This window comes from Antarctobacter sp., from assembly GCF_965277915.1.
In the GTDB taxonomy this organism is placed as follows: domain Bacteria; phylum Pseudomonadota; class Alphaproteobacteria; order Rhodobacterales; family Rhodobacteraceae; genus Antarctobacter.
Map to the genome: position 1 here is coordinate 1,773,789 of NZ_OZ255849.1, position 16,020 is coordinate 1,789,808.

17 protein-coding genes are annotated in these 16,020 nt (G+C 64.9%); 8 read left to right on the forward strand and 9 right to left on the reverse strand.

Features of this window, described 5'->3' with window-relative positions; genetic code table 11:
• Nucleotides 1-63: 63 nt before the first annotated feature.
• Nucleotides 64-1,584 carry a hypothetical protein gene (locus ACQY5B_RS09625; RefSeq protein ID WP_420325441.1) on the reverse strand — a complete coding sequence of 507 codons (1,521 nt, stop codon included), beginning with the start codon at nucleotides 1,582-1,584 and terminating at the stop codon, nucleotides 64-66.
• Nucleotides 1,585-1,757: 173 nt separating this feature from the next.
• Here ACQY5B_RS09625 and ACQY5B_RS09630 point away from each other — a divergent pair, with 173 nt between their 5' ends.
• Together ACQY5B_RS09630 and ACQY5B_RS09635 are read left to right on the forward strand one after the other, a co-directional pair.
• On the forward strand, nucleotides 1,758-1,895 hold the full coding sequence (locus ACQY5B_RS09630) for a hypothetical protein (protein WP_421917671.1): 138 nt from the start codon (nucleotides 1,758-1,760) through the stop codon (nucleotides 1,893-1,895).
• Entirely contained in the window at nucleotides 1,892-2,962 is a 1,071-nt protein-coding gene (locus ACQY5B_RS09635; RefSeq protein WP_420325440.1) for a tetratricopeptide repeat protein, read from the forward strand. Before ACQY5B_RS09630 ends, ACQY5B_RS09635 begins: the two co-directional genes overlap by 4 nt.
• A 76-nt stretch (nucleotides 2,963-3,038) precedes the next feature.
• On the opposite strand, the gene ACQY5B_RS09640 is transcribed toward ACQY5B_RS09635, so the two are convergent.
• The 5 genes from ACQY5B_RS09640 to ACQY5B_RS09660 form a co-directional block, all read right to left on the reverse strand.
• On the reverse strand, nucleotides 3,039-4,220 hold the full coding sequence (locus ACQY5B_RS09640) for a vWA domain-containing protein (RefSeq protein WP_420325439.1): 1,182 nt from the start codon (nucleotides 4,218-4,220) through the stop codon (nucleotides 3,039-3,041).
• 43 nt (nucleotides 4,221-4,263) lie between these two features.
• A complete protein-coding gene (locus ACQY5B_RS09645) occupies nucleotides 4,264-4,434 on the reverse strand; it encodes an apolipoprotein acyltransferase (protein ID WP_069211616.1) in 171 nt (56 codons plus the stop codon).
• Nucleotides 4,431-5,819, reverse strand: coding sequence for a DUF2927 domain-containing protein (locus ACQY5B_RS09650; RefSeq protein WP_420325438.1), 1,389 nt, complete (start codon nucleotides 5,817-5,819; stop codon nucleotides 4,431-4,433). Before ACQY5B_RS09650 ends, ACQY5B_RS09645 begins: the two co-directional genes overlap by 4 nt.
• Entirely contained in the window at nucleotides 5,819-6,274 is a 456-nt protein-coding gene (locus ACQY5B_RS09655) for a GNAT family N-acetyltransferase (RefSeq protein WP_420325437.1), read from the reverse strand. Before ACQY5B_RS09655 ends, ACQY5B_RS09650 begins: the two co-directional genes overlap by 1 nt.
• Before the next feature lie 267 nt (nucleotides 6,275-6,541).
• The gene (locus tag ACQY5B_RS09660) at nucleotides 6,542-7,444 is read right to left on the reverse strand and encodes an AEC family transporter (RefSeq protein WP_420325436.1); all 903 of its coding nucleotides are present in this window, start codon (nucleotides 7,442-7,444) and stop codon (nucleotides 6,542-6,544) included.
• Nucleotides 7,445-7,562: 118 nt separating this feature from the next.
• On the opposite strand from ACQY5B_RS09660, the gene ACQY5B_RS09665 reads away from it, so the two are divergent.
• Nucleotides 7,563-8,168: a hypothetical protein gene (locus ACQY5B_RS09665; RefSeq protein ID WP_420325435.1), complete on the forward strand. Its 606-nt coding sequence runs from the start codon at nucleotides 7,563-7,565 to the stop codon at nucleotides 8,166-8,168.
• 21 nt (nucleotides 8,169-8,189) lie between these two features.
• Here the strand turns inward: ACQY5B_RS09665 and ACQY5B_RS09670 are convergent, their stop codons facing one another.
• A complete protein-coding gene (locus tag ACQY5B_RS09670) occupies nucleotides 8,190-9,029 on the reverse strand; it encodes an AAA family ATPase (RefSeq protein WP_043145248.1) in 840 nt (279 codons plus the stop codon).
• Nucleotides 9,030-9,461: 432 nt separating this feature from the next.
• On the opposite strand from ACQY5B_RS09670, the gene dksA reads away from it, so the two are divergent.
• The 4 genes from dksA to ACQY5B_RS09690 all read left to right on the forward strand — a co-directional run bounded on the left by dksA (nucleotide 9,462) and on the right by ACQY5B_RS09690 (nucleotide 13,171).
• Nucleotides 9,462-9,884, forward strand: coding sequence for an RNA polymerase-binding protein DksA (gene dksA / locus ACQY5B_RS09675; RefSeq protein WP_043145369.1), 423 nt, complete (start codon nucleotides 9,462-9,464; stop codon nucleotides 9,882-9,884).
• Nucleotides 9,885-9,959: 75 nt separating this feature from the next.
• Complete coding sequence (locus ACQY5B_RS09680) at nucleotides 9,960-11,132, forward strand: FAD-dependent monooxygenase (protein WP_420325434.1); 1,173 nt, start codon at nucleotides 9,960-9,962, stop codon at nucleotides 11,130-11,132.
• Nucleotides 11,133-11,207: 75 nt separating this feature from the next.
• Complete coding sequence (locus ACQY5B_RS09685; protein ID WP_420325433.1) at nucleotides 11,208-12,182, forward strand: XdhC family protein; 975 nt, start codon at nucleotides 11,208-11,210, stop codon at nucleotides 12,180-12,182.
• A complete protein-coding gene (locus ACQY5B_RS09690; RefSeq protein ID WP_420325432.1) occupies nucleotides 12,179-13,171 on the forward strand; it encodes a molybdopterin-binding protein in 993 nt (330 codons plus the stop codon). The genes ACQY5B_RS09685 and ACQY5B_RS09690 overlap by 4 nt, the downstream gene beginning before the upstream one ends.
• Before the next feature lie 83 nt (nucleotides 13,172-13,254).
• On the opposite strand, the gene ACQY5B_RS09695 is transcribed toward ACQY5B_RS09690, so the two are convergent.
• Nucleotides 13,255-13,851, reverse strand: a complete 597-nt coding sequence (locus tag ACQY5B_RS09695; protein WP_420325431.1) for an SAM-dependent methyltransferase — start codon at nucleotides 13,849-13,851, stop codon at nucleotides 13,255-13,257.
• Between the two features lie 114 nt (nucleotides 13,852-13,965).
• Entirely contained in the window at nucleotides 13,966-14,460 is a 495-nt protein-coding gene (gene infC, locus ACQY5B_RS09700; protein ID WP_428400339.1) for a translation initiation factor IF-3, read from the reverse strand.
• A gap of 242 nt (nucleotides 14,461-14,702) precedes the next feature.
• Here infC and ACQY5B_RS09705 point away from each other — a divergent pair, with 242 nt between their 5' ends.
• Nucleotides 14,703-15,767 carry a hypothetical protein gene (locus ACQY5B_RS09705; protein ID WP_420325430.1) on the forward strand — a complete coding sequence of 355 codons (1,065 nt, stop codon included), beginning with the start codon at nucleotides 14,703-14,705 and terminating at the stop codon, nucleotides 15,765-15,767.
• Nucleotides 15,768-16,020: the final 253 nt, after the last annotated feature.

Genomic DNA, 16,020 nt, shown 5'->3' on the forward strand with positions numbered 1-16,020 from the left:
AAGAGGGGGCAACGCCCCCTCTCAACCGTGCCAGTCTGGCGATATGTGCGGTTATTCGTGCCTTCAGTTGGCGCTAGCGACCCGCAGCTGCGCGGCGCGGATCGGGCCTTCGTCGCTGATCAGCGACGCATAGTCGGGGTCGGCCATCAGGTCGGCCAGGCGCACGGGGCGCCCGTTCAGGTAGGCGGTCTGGCTGATCAGGCGAACGCCGTGGCTATAGTCGGCGTAGGTGGCGCCGTGAACGGTGCTCAGCGGTTGGATCGCCTTGCCGTTCGTCCGGTGCCAGCCATAGATCGCCACACGGCCGCGGTTGCTGTTCAGCCGATTGGTCAGCACCAGGTCCTTCTTGTGGCCAGAGGTCAGGTGCCCGGCGACCGAGGCACCGCGCAACTGCCCTTCGACGGTGCGGTTGTGGCGCACGAGGTAGTCAGTCGAGGACATCTGCGGACCCGGGGTCATGGGTTTCGGAGCCACGCGTGTGTCGGCGGCGCGATAGATCTGGTCCACCATGCGGCGTGTCGGCAGCATCATGTCAAAGCGCGCGGCGATCTGCATCGCGGCGGGCAGGCCCATCGGCACGCGCACGAAATCCCGGTCGCTGCCGACGGCAAGGTAATCGGGCGTCGCGCAAAAGGTGATCCGGATCGGCGAGCCGTCGCGTGCGCGGCCCGAGACTTGGACAGGCACAAGGTCCTGAAGGAACGAGGGCATGTTGCCGGCAAGGATCTCACGCGCGACACGGCGATCACGCTCGGTGCCGCTGGTGCGCATCAGGCCGGCCATGACCGCGTCGCCGCCCTTGGCCGAACCACGACGGTTCGGCATGGCGCGGGTCAGGCGGGAGTTGCAGGTCGCGCCGGAGACCGGGCGCTCGATCGCGCGCGGCAGGGCGGCAAGCGTGGCTGTCGGCGCCGCAGCGTCAGGCGCGCGGTCGATGCTGGGGGCAGGCAGTTTCAGACCCTCCGGACGCAGTTTCGGACGCAGTGAGACCGCAACCTGGATGGTTTCCGGTGTCTCGGGAATGTCCAGTTCGGGACGGGCGCGAGGGCGGACCGCGCCCAATGTCGCGATCTGCGGAACCAGCGAAGAGTTCAGAACTTCCTTGTCCGGTTCCGGCGTGACGTCGCGCGGAAAAGAGGCTAGAGCCAGCGGCATGCTATCCAGTTCCGGCGTCGGCAGACCGTCTGCGCGCGGGGCGGCAAGGCCAACGGGAGCGCTGCGTGCAATGTCGGGGGCCACGGAATGATCGCGACCGCCAGGCAACTGGTGCGGCGGATGCCAGGTCTGTGCGCGCGGCAGGCGGTGGACCACCTCGCTCAGGGCGGCGTGCCTGGGCTCTGCGGCCGGGGCCGGCTTGCCGGTCGGGGCCAGCTTGCTGACCGTAACCGGTGTCGCGGGTGCGGCAGTCGGCCCCTGATCGTCGGGCATCATGACAAGAACGGTCACGGCGGCGGCCGCGTTCAGGGCAGCAAACCCCAGCGCGGCGGCAACGAGGCCGGGACGGCGAGCGGCGGAATCAAGTCTGGATATCCAGCCCTTGCGTTCGGCGGTGATTTCAAGATCGGAGGAGTGTGCCTTCATCATGACGCTGCCTCCTAGTCGCGAAGCGTTAAGCGAACAATGACGATGCGCACGGCATACCCCGCATTGGGCGGGAACTCGCCAACCCGGCCCGCAACCATCCTGTGGCTGCAAGGCCGCAAAGCGGATCATGCACCGATGTGTCCGTTGATAGGGTTTGATCTCATCCGATTGGAATGAAAGAGTATCTCTGGATTTTAGTCAAACTGCTTCGGCAACCGGTGGCGGATTTCCGCGAAGACTTGCATCCGGGCAACAGCCCACAGGTCATTTGCGAAAATATCACCGAAAAGTTGAAAGGAACGCGCGGATGATCCGTTCGACACGAGACCTTACCAAAGTGATTCTTGCTGCGGCGCTGATGCCGCTGGCCGTTCCGGCCCAGGCCGCCGGGGCAGAAGAGGCCGCCCGGCTTTGCCGTGAATTGGCCGGTCCGGCCACGGCCGAGGCGCCGGTCAGCAAGCAGGCGGTCAGCGATTATTTCCGCGCACTGCGCTCTGCTCGGGCGGCCTGCGAACGTGCGGTGATCGGGGCAAATCCGGATCCCGAAGCCCTGTTCCAGGTGGCGGTACTGATGCAGGCGGACGGCGAACATGCACTGGCGCTGGAAACTTTTGAGCTTGCTGCCGAGGCCGGGGTGGCCGCCGCGCGGACCAAGTTGGGCGATTACTTCAACTTCGGGACTGGCGACGTGCAGGAGGATCTGGACCGGGCCATCACCGAATATCGTGCGGCAGCGGACGCCGGCGATCTGCCCGCCAAGGCGACGCTGGCGATTATGAGCGGGCTGGGCCGTGGCACCTCGCGCGACTCTCGCCAGATGGTCAGCCTACTGCAGGAGTCCGCGGATGCAGGCTATCACTTTGCGCAACTGCGTCTCGCCTCGATCTACATGAACCCGCGCAGCCTATCGCGCAGCCTGGCCGAGGAACTGGGCCTGCCGGACGTGGTCAAGGCGGCCGAAATGCTCGAGCGGGCCTCGAAACAGGGCAACGAGGATGCGGCGCGAGCCCTGTCGCAGCTCTATTCCGAGGATGGCCCGGTCACCGATCCGGCACAGCGCGCGGCACTGATCCGACGGTCCGCCCAGGGCGGGGATCCGGCAGCGATCAACGCGCTTGGATTTCTCTACGAACGTGGAGAGGGGGTCGACTATGATCCGGAACAGGCGGCCTCTCTCTATATCCAGGCGCTGGAGTCGGGTCAGATTTCGGTCAACGAGATCCGGGGCCGGGTGGATGGCCGTGCCGTTGCCTGGGACCGCGACACGGCGCTGGCCTTCCAGCGCATCCTGCAGGAACGTGGCCTTTACGACGGCGCGCTGGATGCCAAGGTCGGCCCGGGCACGCTGGGTGCGGCACGGGGTCTGGTGCAGCAATGATCTGATATTGCCCCTGGGTCTTCGGCGCGGCTAGTAGGAGGTCCCGGGCCAGGGTCGGGACCGTTCGTTGATGGTCTCAGCCCAGCATGCGAACGCCCCGGTCGATCCCTTCCAACGTCATCGGTACCATGCGGTCCTCGAAGATGTCGCGGATCATGGCGATCGACTGAGTATATTGCCAGTGCTTCTCTGGCACCGGGTTGATCCAGAGGTGATCATGCCATTGGTCGCGCGCGCGTTGCAGCCAGACCTGGCCCGCCTCGGCGTTCCAGTGTTCGTTGGCGCCGCCGGGATAGGCGATTTCATAAGGCGACATCGAGGCATCGCCGACAAAGATGCACTTGTAATCGGGCCCGTAGGTGTTCAGCACCTCCCATGTCGGGGTCTGCTGGTCATAGCGGCGTGCGTTGTCGCGCCAGACATCTTCGTACAGGCAATTGTGGAAATAGTAGTGTTCGAGGTGCTTGAACTCGGACCGCGCGGCCGAGAACAGTTCTTCGACCACCTTGATGAAGGGATCCATCGAGCCGCCCACGTCGAGAAAGAGCAGCACCTTGACCGCATTGTGCCGTTCCGGCCGGGTGACCACGTCCAGGTAGCCATGCTCTGCCGTGGCGCGGATGGTCCCGTTCAGGTCCAGCTCTTCTTCGGCGCCTTGGCGCACCCAGCGGCGCAGCCGTTTCAACGCCACCTTGATGTTGCGCGTACCAAGCTCGACGCTGTCGTCGAGATTTCGGAACTCGCGCTTGTCCCAGACCTTGACCGCCCGTTGGTGCCGGCTTTCGTCCTGGCCGATGCGCACGCCTTCGGGGTTGTAGCCATAGGCGCCAAATGGCGAGGTGCCGGCGGTGCCGATCCACTTGTTGCCGCCCTGGTGCCGGCCTTGCTGTTCCTTCAGCCGCTCCTTGAGCGTTTCCATCAGCTTGTCAAAGCCGCCGAGCGCCTCGATCTTTGCACGCTCTTCCTCGGTGAGGTGTTTCTCGGCCTGTTTCTTCAGCCAGTCGGCGGGAAGATTGACGGCCTCGAAAACCTCTTCGGCGCTGATCTGCTCCAATCCCTTGAAGGCGGTGGCAAAGGCGCGGTCGAAACGGTCGAGGTGACGCTCATCCTTGACCATCGCGCTGCGCGCCAGAAAGTAGAAGGCCTCGACGTCATAGGTGGCCAGGCCCGCGCGCAGCCCTTCGAGAAAGGTCAGGTATTCACGCAGCGTGACGGGAACGCCGGATTTCCGCAGGGTTTCGAAAAAGGGTACGAACATGGGCGCGACGCTATCGCGTTTCGACGGCGGTGGAAATGGGGCCTCAGCCCAGCAGGGTCTTTTCCAGCGCGATCGTCACGACCAGCCCAAGCAGGGCGAAGGCGATGGCATAGATCACCGCGTACTGCGCGATATCGGCCCAGTTGCCCTTGCGCCGTTTGGCGGTTGTGCCGCCGATGATAGCGCCCAGAAGCGCCCCGAGGATCACGATCATAACGTACCTTGTCCCTGCCTCGCTGGATTGAGCGACCCGATCTCGCGCAGTTTCGCGCGCACCGCCCAATCAGAGCCAAACCCGTAGCGCGCCCAGCCGAGCGAGTCCACCCGGACGCTGCGGCCCTCGGCGACGCGGCCCGACAGTTCCAGCGCCTCGGCGCGCAGCAACAAGAGCGTGGCCAGAAGGGCCGCGTTTTCATGCCGCGCAGCCGTGTCCAGGTGCGGGCCGATGAGGGCCAGCGCATTTTCCGCATTGCCGGAGGCGATGGCATAGGCCCCCAGTTGCGAGGCGACATAGGCGCGATGCAGCGCCGTGTCCGGGCGTCGGCCAAAGTAGCGTTGCGCCAGAACGAATTGATCCTGCGCCGCCTGCGGGTCGGTGGCCTGCAGCAGCCGACCCATCGCGTAATGCGAAAAGGCGCGGCGATGATCGGTCCAGCCCATTGCCGAGGCAACTTTCAGCGCTTCGATGGCGGCGGCGCGCCGTTGCGCCGGGTTGGCGCCGGGGCCGAGGGCCGTCTGCACCGCGTCGATCCAGACCCGCGGGGTTTTCGCCAGCCTCTGCGGGACGATGCCCTGGCCGCGCGGGTTGACGCGGGCCAGGATGGCGGGCAGCCGGTCGGCAACCTGGCGCCGTGTCATGCCGGTGCGCAGTGCCGGGTCGTAGTAGACCCGCAGGATCATCATGTCGTAGCCGGTCAGGACCGTGTGCACGTTGTCGTCGTTGAACACGCTGTCGGGCAGGCGATAAAGGTCGTTCAGTGGTCCGATGGCCTGGGCCAATTCCTCGTGCAGGCAGTCGCGAACCTCTTGGGGAGAGGCGTCGTTGGGCAGGAAGATCGCCAGCCGCTCGCGCTGTTTCAGCGTGGACCAGCTGACGGACCGGGACCGCCGCTTGCTTCGGTATTCCGCCAGGGAAGAGACATTGGGCACCACGAAGCAGGCGGCCTGGGGCAGGGCGGCGCGGATATCGGCCCGGCTGACGGCCTGGACGGTGATATTGGCCTGCGGGTCGCCACTGAGCGCGATGTCGATCCCGGCCTCTGTGCGCAGCCGGTGCAGCAACCGGCGCAAGTCCGGTGCCAGCGAGGCAGGCGGCGCGCCAGTGACACGAACGGTGATCGGCGTGTCAAAGCGGGTGAAGCTTTGCAGCGGGCGGCCTGATTCCAGCGTGAAGGCCAGGTCCAGGAAATCCCGGGCCACATCCTGGTTCGAGGCCAGGGGCGCCTGCGGACGCGGTGCGGCAAAGCTCTTCATCGGGGGCAGGCCGCTGGTTCCGTCGACCGATGCCGCGCGTGTCGCCGCGGTATCGGTTGGCGTGACCGGCATACAGGCGCCCAGCACAAGGAACAGCGGCAGCATCAGGCGGCAGGACCTTCGCATCACGTCCTCTGGTACTTGATGAAAGGCGTCAACGTACCGATCCGGTCGTATAGCTGGCGGGCCGTGGTGTTGAAGTCCTGCGTGAGCCAATAGACCGTTGCGGCGCCATGGGCATCGGCCTTGTCGTACACGCCTTGTATCAGCGCACGCCCGATACCCTGACCGCGCACGTCGGGAACCGCATAGAGATCCTGCAGGTAGCAGACCTCCTCGATCTTCCAGGCGTGGCGGTGAAACAGGTAGTGCGTCAGGCCGACCAGCCGGCCGTCAAGCTCTGCGACCAATGCGTTGAAGTCGCGCGGATCATCGCCCAGAAGGCGTGCGAAGGTGGACGCATAGACCGGGTCGGGAACGGAGCTTTCGTAGAAGGCCAAGTAGGCCGTCCAGAGCTCACGCCACGCCGGTTCGTCCGCGGCGGCCAGCGGGCGCACCGTGAGAGCCGTTTTTGGGGACACTTTCGAAGCCTGCCTGCTTTGTGTTCCGTGTGGATGCTCTAAGACATCCTTGGATTTTCTGTCCTCTATGGGATCACTATAGGGCAAAACCTTGGTTTCTGCCCAGCACTATGCCCGCCTGTGGATGATTTTTTCCCGAGATCGGGAAACGGGTTTGGAAAACGTTAATTTTAAGGGGCATTCTCGGATTGGGTGAGTCCGAATTGCCACTGTTCGCCTGTGTCGATACCAACTCTGCCCGGTCAAGGATGGCGTTTTCTGGGCAATTCAGGCGAGCCAGGCCAGCGAAATCAGCGACAGAAGGCTGGTCCAGATGATGACCGGGGCAATGGCATCCGTTCGGACACGGTAAAGCAGCGCCAGCGCAAAGGCCATCGCACCCGACGGCCCGGCCGCGTTGAGCAGGAAAAGCTGATCCCAGTTTGGCGCGACCTCGACCAGGTTCAGCGCTGCCCAGACCAGCGCCGGAAACCCCAACAGCTTGAGCGCCGTGAACCCGGCGACCGTCGGTGTCGGAACCAGCTTTTGCCCGGACAGGATCACGCCGAGTGCAAAGAGCGTCAGCGGAGCCGCGCCGCCACCGGCGAAATCCATTGCCGTCAGCAAAGGCTCTGGCGCTGAAATCCCGGCGAGATTGACGGCCGCCCCCAGCGCGATGGCGACCAGCACCGGGTTGGAAATGACCCGCCGCGCAGCCGCATGTCCGCCGGCGCCCCTGTTGGCGATCAGGTCGGCGGAGATGATGAAAAAGGCAAAGCTGACAGCAGAGTCCCAGGCAACGATCGCCGTGATCGGAAGTGCGGCTGCCTCGCCGTAAATCAGGTAGGAAATCGGCCAGATATAGAGCAACGAATTCACAAAAACGACGGCCATTGCCAACAACCAAGCCTCGGCGACCTCGCGGCGAAAGACAAGGCGGGCGAGGGCAAAGGAAAGCGCGAAAGCCAGTACCTCGCAGCCGGCATAAACCGCCAGCGCGCTGAATTCGAAGGCTCGGAAATCGACGCCGGCGATCAGCGGGAAAATCAGTGCCGGCTGGAGAATCAGGAAGGCGACCTTGTTGATCGCGGTTGCCTCGTCCCGGCTGATCTTGCCGAACCTTCCCAGCAGGAATCCCAGCGCCAGCATCGAGAAGACGGGCAGGATGTCATGAGTGAGGATGTTCAGCATGGTGCGCGTCGTCTCTTGTGGCGGTGCCGGTCAAAGCACGCACCGACCGGAGCCGCAAGGGCCCGAGGGGAACCGGCCAGTATCCACCGGAGTTAAGGGCGCAAGGGAGCGATCTGCAATGTGGAACTGGCTGGCATCCAATTCGGCGATGGTGAATGTGGTCCTGAACTCGGCAATGCTGGTTGTCTGGATCACCTATCTGCAACTGATCTACGTCAGTTTCCGCCGTTCGACGCGCGCGGTGATCCATATCGACATGGCGGCGGGCGCTGACCAGCAGGCGCGCTGCATCGTGACAAACATGGGCGCGGACACGGTCTATATCCTTGGGATCAAGGTCGACCTTTCCTGCGAAGGCGGCTATCGCGAGGCGCTAGTCACGGATCACTTGGAACAGGAAAATGCCTTGGGCGGCGATTTTCGCGAAAGGACGGCCAAGGGACCGCTGGCCGGTGGCGAGGCGGTTGATCTGGGGACTTTCGCCAACATCCTCAAGCGCGCGGCGCAGCAAAAAGGGGAGAGCATCACCGCCGAAACCTGTCATTCGATCGAGATCACGGTCGTCGTGGCCGCGCAACAGGCTCACCGCCTGATGGGCGGATACAAACGTTTCGACGTCTTGCGCGAAGGTGACTCCCTCCGATTCCGGTCCCCGGACGTTCTGACACGCCAGGTTACCGGATGGTTGCGGCGCAAGCGGCTGCTCAACGAAATCGGAAACTGAGCGACCGCGGTCTGCGCGCCCTCACCGCTGCCGTCGCGCCATGAATGCCAGCCGCTCGAACAGATGCACGTCCTGCTCGTTCTTGAGCAGGGCGCCGTGCAGTTTCGGCAGGGCACTGGCGCCGTCGCGCTTCAGATCCTCGGCGTCCAGATCCTCGGCCAGCAGCAGCTTGAGCCAGTCCAGCACCTCGGAGGTCGAGGGCTTCTTCTTCAGCCCCGGCTGTTCGCGCAGCTCGTAGAACTGGGTCAGGGCCGTCGTCAGCAGCGCAGGTTTGATGCCCGGATGGTGCACCTCGACGATCTTGCGCAAGGTCTCGGTGTCCGGGAACTTGATGTAATGGAAAAAGCAGCGGCGCAGAAACGCGTCGGGCAGCTCTTTTTCGTTGTTCGAGGTGATGATGACGATGGGGCGCTGTTTGGCCCGGATCGTTTCGCCGGTCTCGTAGACGTGGAACTCCATCTTGTCGAGTTCCTGCAGAAGGTCGTTCGGGAACTCGATGTCGGCCTTGTCGATCTCGTCGATCAGCAGGACAACCTTGCCTTCGGCCTCGAAGGCCTGCCAGAGCTTGCCCTTGCGGATGTAGTTCGCCACGTCGTTGACACGCTCGTCACCCAGCTGACTGTCGCGCAGCCGGCTGACGGCGTCGTATTCATAGAGCCCCTGCTGTGCCTTCGTGGTGGATTTTACCGCCCATTCCAGCATCGGCAGGCCCAGGGCCTTGGACACCTGGCGCGCCAGTTCCGTCTTGCCGGTGCCCGGCTCTCCCTTGACCAGAAGGGGGCGTTCCAGTGTCACCGCGGCGTTCACCGCCATCGTCAGATCGTCGGTAGAGACGTATTCCTCGGTGCCTTCGAAACGCATGTCGCGACCTTCTTGCTGTAACCTGTCGCCAGAGGGGTAGTGCGCGGCGGGCACCTTTGCAAGTGCAGCACCCGGACCCCGCCCAGTGCGTCACGCTGTCGGTATCGCCTGAGGGGTTCGGCAAGGTGGCTGACAAGACCTGCGCGTTCCTGTCGCATTCCGCTTCTCAACCCTGCGGGGAGCGCAATGGACGGACCTGCAACCATGCCTAGACGGGGCTGTTTCCGGCCGGAAATCCAGTCGCGAGAAGGGCTTGGCCGGGACGCCCCAAGCTTGTCACAAAGATACCAAGGGCCAGCCGTAAATCGGCCGGGGAAAGACACTAATGTGACGTGACAACCGTCGCGGCTTGCTTTAATGCCTGCCCGCAGGGGTGCCAGATATCTGAGGAATTTCAACATGGCGGATATTGGCGTTGATGAGGGAGCGGATATGAAGCCTGAGACATTTCTGCCCGATGATTACCGTCCGGCCGAAGACGAACCGTTCATGAACGAGCGGCAAACAGAATACTTTCGCCGCAAGCTGCTGGCCTGGAAGGCCGAGCTGCTGTCCGACAGCCGCGACACCATCGAAGCGCTGCAGGAAGGCACGCGGAACATCCCTGATGTGACCGACCGTGCCAGCGAGGAAACCGACCGCGCGATCGAATTGCGCACGCGCGACCGTCAGCGCAAGCTGGTCAGCAAGATCGACCAGGCGCTGCGTCGGATCGACGAGGGCGAATACGGCTACTGCGAGGTGACCGGCGAACCGATCAGCCTGAAGCGGCTGGATGCGCGTCCGATCGCCACCATGAGCCTCGAGGCGCAGGAACGCCACGAGCGCCGTGAGAAGGTGCACCGCGACGACTGAGCCGCGACCACATGGACACGACATGGTAAACGCCGGGGCCTTGCCTCGGCGTTTTTCCTTTGCCAATGGAAGGGCATGGAACTGACGGGCCGCGACATCACCATCATCGGCGCCGGGATCGGCGGACTGACCGCGGCACTTGCGCTGCGGGCACGAGGGGCGGAGGTGCGCATTCTCGAACAGGCCGAGGCCATCCGCGAGGTGGGCGCCGGGATCCAGGTCAGTCCCAACGGCCTGCGCGTGATCGAGGCGATTGGACTTGCCGAGGGGTTTCGATCCATTTCGGTCGCCGGGCGCGCGGTCTCGCTGCGCGATGCGGGTGGGCGAGAGGTGCTGCGGCTGGATCTGACCCGGCTGCCCGCCGAGCAAAGTTATCGCTTCGTGCACCGGGCCGACCTGGTTGATCTTTTGGCCGCGCGGGCACGGGCGGCGGGTATTCGGGTACGGCTGTTGCAAAAGGTGCTAAAGGTCGTGCCGGGCACGCCCGCGCGAATTCTGCTTTGCAATGGCGATACCACCAAGGCCGACCTGGTGATCGGCGCGGACGGGCTGCATTCCGTGCTCCGCCCGGAACTGAACGGAGACGCGGACCCTTTCTTTACCAACCAGGTGGCCTGGCGCGCGGTTGTGCCCAACACCGTCGATCATCCGCCCGAGGCGCGCGTGCACATGGGGCCGGGGCGCCATATGGTCAGCTACCCGCTTCGCGGTGGCGCGCAGGTGAACCTCGTTGCGGTCGAAGAGCGGCGTGGCTGGGTCGAGGAAAGCTGGAGCCACCGGGACACGGGCGACAACCTGCGCGCGGCCTTCGCGGGTTTCGGCGGGCTGGTGCCCGGGCTTTTGGCAGGGGCGGATCGGCCTGGTCTCTGGGGATTGTTCCGCCATCCGGTTGCCCGGGTCTGGCATGGCGAGGGCGCGGTGCTGCTGGGGGATGCGGCCCATCCGACGCTGCCCTTTCTGGCCCAGGGCGCCAACATGGCGATGGAAGACGCCTGGGTGCTGGCGGATGCCTTGTCAGAGGCGCCGGACATGGCCTCGGCGCTGGCCACCTACCAGCAACGGCGCCGCGATCGGGTGGCCCGGGTGATCGAGGCCGCCAATGGCAATGCCTGGAAATATCATCTGCGTAACCCTCTGGTGCGCGGCGTGGCGCACCTGGGCCTGGGCGTGGTCGGACGCCTCGCACCGGGAAGGATGCTGCACCAGTTCGACTGGCTTTACGGCCATGACGTGACGCGCGGCGCCTGATCCGTCCGACCATTGAAGGGGGAGACACCGCGTCCCTACATGATAGACATGGCCCGTCACAGGGGAGAGGCATTCATGGACAGGGTAGACGCGATTCCCGAACAGGCATTGGCCTGGCATCAGGCGGGTGATGGCGCCGTGCTGGCCACGGTGGTCGAGACATGGGGCTCTGCCCCGCGTCGCGTCGGCAGCCAGCTGGCGATTTCCGGCAAGGGTCAGATCGAAGGCTCGGTCTCCGGCGGGTGCGTCGAGGGCGCGGTGATCGTCGAGGCGTTGGAGGCGCTGGAATCGGGGGAGCTGCGCGAGCTGGAATTCGGAGTTTCGGATCAGGATGCCTTTGCCGTGGGTCTGGCCTGCGGCGGTACGATCCGCGTGCTGGTGGAGCCGGTGGGGGATGTCCTGCCCGAACTCCTGCTCGAGGATCTGGTCAAGGCCCGCGCTGCGCGCGAGCCGGTCGCCTACGTCGTCGATTTGGACCGCAGCGACCGCTGGCTGGACCGGCAGAGGTTTCCCGACCGCTTTCGGATGGACCGATCCGGGTTCGAGCCGGACAGCCGTGTCTTTGTCGGCATCCACAACCCGCCGCTGCGCTTGATCGTGGTGGGGGCAGTGCATATCGCCCAGGCTCTGCTGCCCATGGCGCGTATCGCGGGCTATGACCCGGCGGTGATCGACCCGCGCGAGACCTTTGCCTCGACCGAGCGGTTTCCCGACACGCGGCTGTTGCATGACTGGCCGGACGAGGCGGTGGAACAGTTGGGGCTGGATACGCGCACCGCGCTGGTCCTTCTGACCCATGATCCCAAGCTGGACGATCCGGCGCTGGAAAAGGCGCTGCGCTCTGGCTGTTTCTATATCGGTGCGCTGGGATCGACACGCACCCATGCCAAGCGCGTGACCCGGCTGACGGAGGCGGGGTTCTCCGAAGATGAGGTCGCGCGCATCCACGCGCCCATCGGGCTGGACATCGGTGCCGCGGGTCCTTCGGAAATTGCCGTCTCAATCATCGCCCAGATGACGCAGGTGCTGCGCCGCGGGGACCTGCGATGAAGTTCGGCGCCGTTCCGCTGGACGAGGCCGAAGGCGCGGTGCTGGCGCATAGCGTCGCCCTGGAAAAGGGGCGCCTGCGCAAGGGGCGGGTGCTGTGTCCCGAGGATCTGGACAAGCTGCGCGGCGCGGGCATGGACGAGGTCATCGCCGCGCGCCTGGAACCCGGCGACATCGGCGAGGATGCCGCCGCGGCGCGTCTGGCACAGGCGCTGGTCCCTGATCCCCACCGCGCAGGGCTCAAGATCGGCAAGGCCGCGACGGGGCGTGTCAACCTGCATGCCGAGGCGCCCGGTGTTGTCGAGGTCCTGGCGGGCCGCATCCACGCGCTGAACGCGCTGCACCCGATGATCACCGTGGCGACAGTGCCCGAGTGGCAGCGCGTTGCCAAAGGCGGCATGGTGGCGACGGTCAAGATCATCTCTTACGCGGTGCCCGAAGCGGCGCTGGAGGCGGCGTGTCTCGCGGGGCAATCCGGCCTGCGCCTGCGGCCCGTTGTCTGCAGGACGGCGCAATTGATCCAGACAACGGTCGACGGGTCGGAAACCGGCGACAAGGGGCAGAAGGTCACGCAGGACCGGCTGGACCGGTTGGGGGTCCAAATCGGCCCGCAACAGGTGGTGCCGCACAAGGTTGGCCCGCTGGCAGAGGCGGTCACGGCGACCGACGCGGATGCGGTTCTGATCCTGACGGGGTCTGCCACCTCTGACTTCCACGATGTGGCGCCAGAGGCGGTGCGACAGGCCGGCGGCTCTGTCACGCATTTCGGAATGCCGGTGGATCCCGGCAACCTGCTGTTCTACGGCGAACAGGCCGGGCGCCCGGTGATCGGCCTGCCGGGCTGTGCCCGTGCCCCGGCGCTCAATGGCGCGGACTGGGTGCTGGAGCGGCTGCTTTGCGGCGTTTCCGTCACACCGCAGGACATCGCGGGCATGGGTGTCGGCGGTCTGCTGAAGGAAATCCCGGCGCGCGGCCGTCTGCGCGAGGCCTGAGCCGCAGGTGGGGGGCTCTGCGGTACTGCTGTTCAGATTAGATTCAGCGTCGTGGCGGAATAGCGGGCAGGGCGCCCGTTGGTTCAGCGGGGTGCGTCCCCGATCAGGTCGATCAGGGCCGAACGGCCCTTGTGACCCGCGCCCTCTTGCAGGTCCTGTTCGTATTCCGCAAGCCGCAACAGGGTCAGGTCCGGGAAGGACTGACGCAGCATCCCTGCGGTGTACATATTGGCGGGGTCGCCCGGGCCGCCAGTGCCGTATTCCACCTGTTTCGGCGTGTAGCCATGCAGCATCAGGCGCCCGCCCGGAGCCAGCGCGCGGCGCAGCCCGGCAAAGACCGGCGCCCGTTCCTCTGGCGAGAGGAACTGGAAAAACACAGCGACAACCAAGTCATAGGTCCGGCTCCAGTCCCAGTCCTCGATCGTAGAGACATTGAAATCCGGGGCCACGCCTGCCTTTTCCGCCAGCTTCTCGGCCTTGGCGATGGCATTTGGCGACAGGTCGAAGGCGGTGACATCACATCCTTGCTGTGCCAGCCAGACCGAATTGCGCCCTTCGCCATCGGCAATGCACAGCGTGCGGGCGCCCTGTGGAATCAGCCCTGCATGCGCAGTCAGAAAGCCCGAGGGGGAAGTGCCGAAAACATACTCTTCGGTGGCGAAACGATTGTCCCAGTTCATGCGGATGAGCTCCTCTGACAGGTTTTCTCGCTTGGGCGGCAGAAACGAAAAGCCCGCCTTGGCGGCGGGCTCATGTGCGGCTGATGCACTTTCAGGCGGCGATGTGCCGGTCCCTCACTTGGCAGAGGGGCCGATCATCATGACCATCTGGCGGCCTTCCATCTTCGGCATGTTCTCGACCTTGCCGATTTCCTTGACGTCTTCCGCCACCCGTTGCAGCAGTTCGCGGCCAAGGTTCTGGTGCGCCATCTCGCGTCCGCGGAACCGCAAGGTGACCTTCACCTTGTCGCCGTTCTCGAGGAACTTGAACACGTTGCGCATCTTGACCTCGTAGTCATGGGTGTCGGTGTTCGGGCGGAACTTGACCTCCTTGACCTCGATGATCTTCTGCTTCTTGCGCGCCTCGGATTCTCGCTTCTGCTGTTCGTACTTGAACTTGCCGTAGTCCATGATCTTGCAGACCGGCGGCGTTGCATTGGGCGAGATTTCAACGAGATCCAACCCGGCTTGTTCGGCCAGGTCCATCGCACGGGCAGGCGTGACGACACCGACGTTTTCGCCTTCGGCGCCAATGAGCCGGATTTCAGGGGCCCGGATACGGTCGTTCACTCGGGGGCCTGTGTCGCGCGTGGGCGGCGCGTTATGTGGTCTGCGGGCTATCGGAATGCTCCATTTGCGGTTTTCATCAGGGTGGCAAGGTAAACTTGGCCGCATAGGCTTTCAAGCGGCAATTCCACGCCTGTGCACCACTTGCAATCGGATTCCGCTTGAAGCTGGCGGGGGAGCGTCGCACACCGCTTCCTAGGAACCCTGCGCACCGGCGCGCGGGGCGGAACGTGATGGAGGTTCTCATGAGAAACCTGATCTTCGTCCTGGTGGCGGTTGCAGCGGGCGTGGGTGGCTATCTGTGGTACACAGACCAGCAGGCCAAGGAAGAAGCGGCGCGCGCCGCGGCCGAGGCGGCCCGGGCTGCCGAACTGGCGGCGGCCGAAGCGGCTGAAAAGGCCGAAGAGGCGGCCAAGGACGCGGCAGAGGATGCCGTGGACGTGGCCAAGGACGCAGCGGACACGACCGTCGACACCGCCAAGGATGTGGCCGACAGCGCCAAGGACGCAGCGGATGCCACGTTGGACGCGGCCAAGGACGCCGCCGACAAGACCGTGGATGCCGCCGAAACCGCGCTGGCGGATGCCGCCAAGGACGTCGCAGAGGGCAAGGCAGCGCTTGGCGATGCACTGGCCGGTGCCGCGGACAAGACGGTGGATGCAGCCAAGGATGCCGCGGATGCGACCGTGGACGCGGCCAGGGATGCGGCTGACGTGACCGTGGATGCCGCCAAGGATGCCGCCGACGCGACGATGGACGTGGCCAAGGACGCCGAGGATGTGGTGGACACCGCCCTTGTCGACGCCGATGCGCCCGAGGCCGTCGATCCGGCCCCCGCAGCAGAGCCTGCCGAGACCGCCGAGCCGGCCGCAGACCCCGCCGCCGAGCCTGTCGAGACGGCTGACCCGGCTTCGGAGCCGGTGCTGGAGCCCTCGGCAACCGCCGATCCGGTGGTCGAACCCGTCGAAACCGCGGATCCGGCGGTCGACCCTGTCGAAACTGCGGAACCGACCGCAGAGCCCGCCGCCGATCCGGCAGCCGAGCCCGTCGAAACGGCGGACCCCGCCGCCGAACCCGCGGCTGATCCTGCCGCCGAGCCTGTCGAAACGGCCGAGGCTCCGTCGATCCAGGAGCTGCTGACCGTTGAAGGCTTCGACTATGACAAGGTGATCGACTACATCGACAACTCCGAGCTGGGCGAGTTGAAAAAGGCCAGCGCCAAGGCCGCGCTGGAATCTGTCCGGGACAATCCCGAGATCACCCAGACCGCGCTGGACCAGGTCAAGGCGCTTCTGGGGCTCGAAGAATAGGACCCGTCCACACCGCGACGCAGAAGGGCCGCCCGATCGGGTGGCCCTTTTGTTTTGTCGCCTGGCATCAAGACGGTATCTTCGTCGGCAGGATACGATGTCGGGCAACAGAACCGGGAATGGCGGGCGGTCTTGTCTGCCCCGGTACGATCTGGCGGACTTGGCGACTGCCCGGCTCGGAAAGAGGCCGCACCGAAAAGAGGTCGTGCGCCCTGTGGATCTTGGATGCCTGTTCCGCGTGGTCTATCGTGAC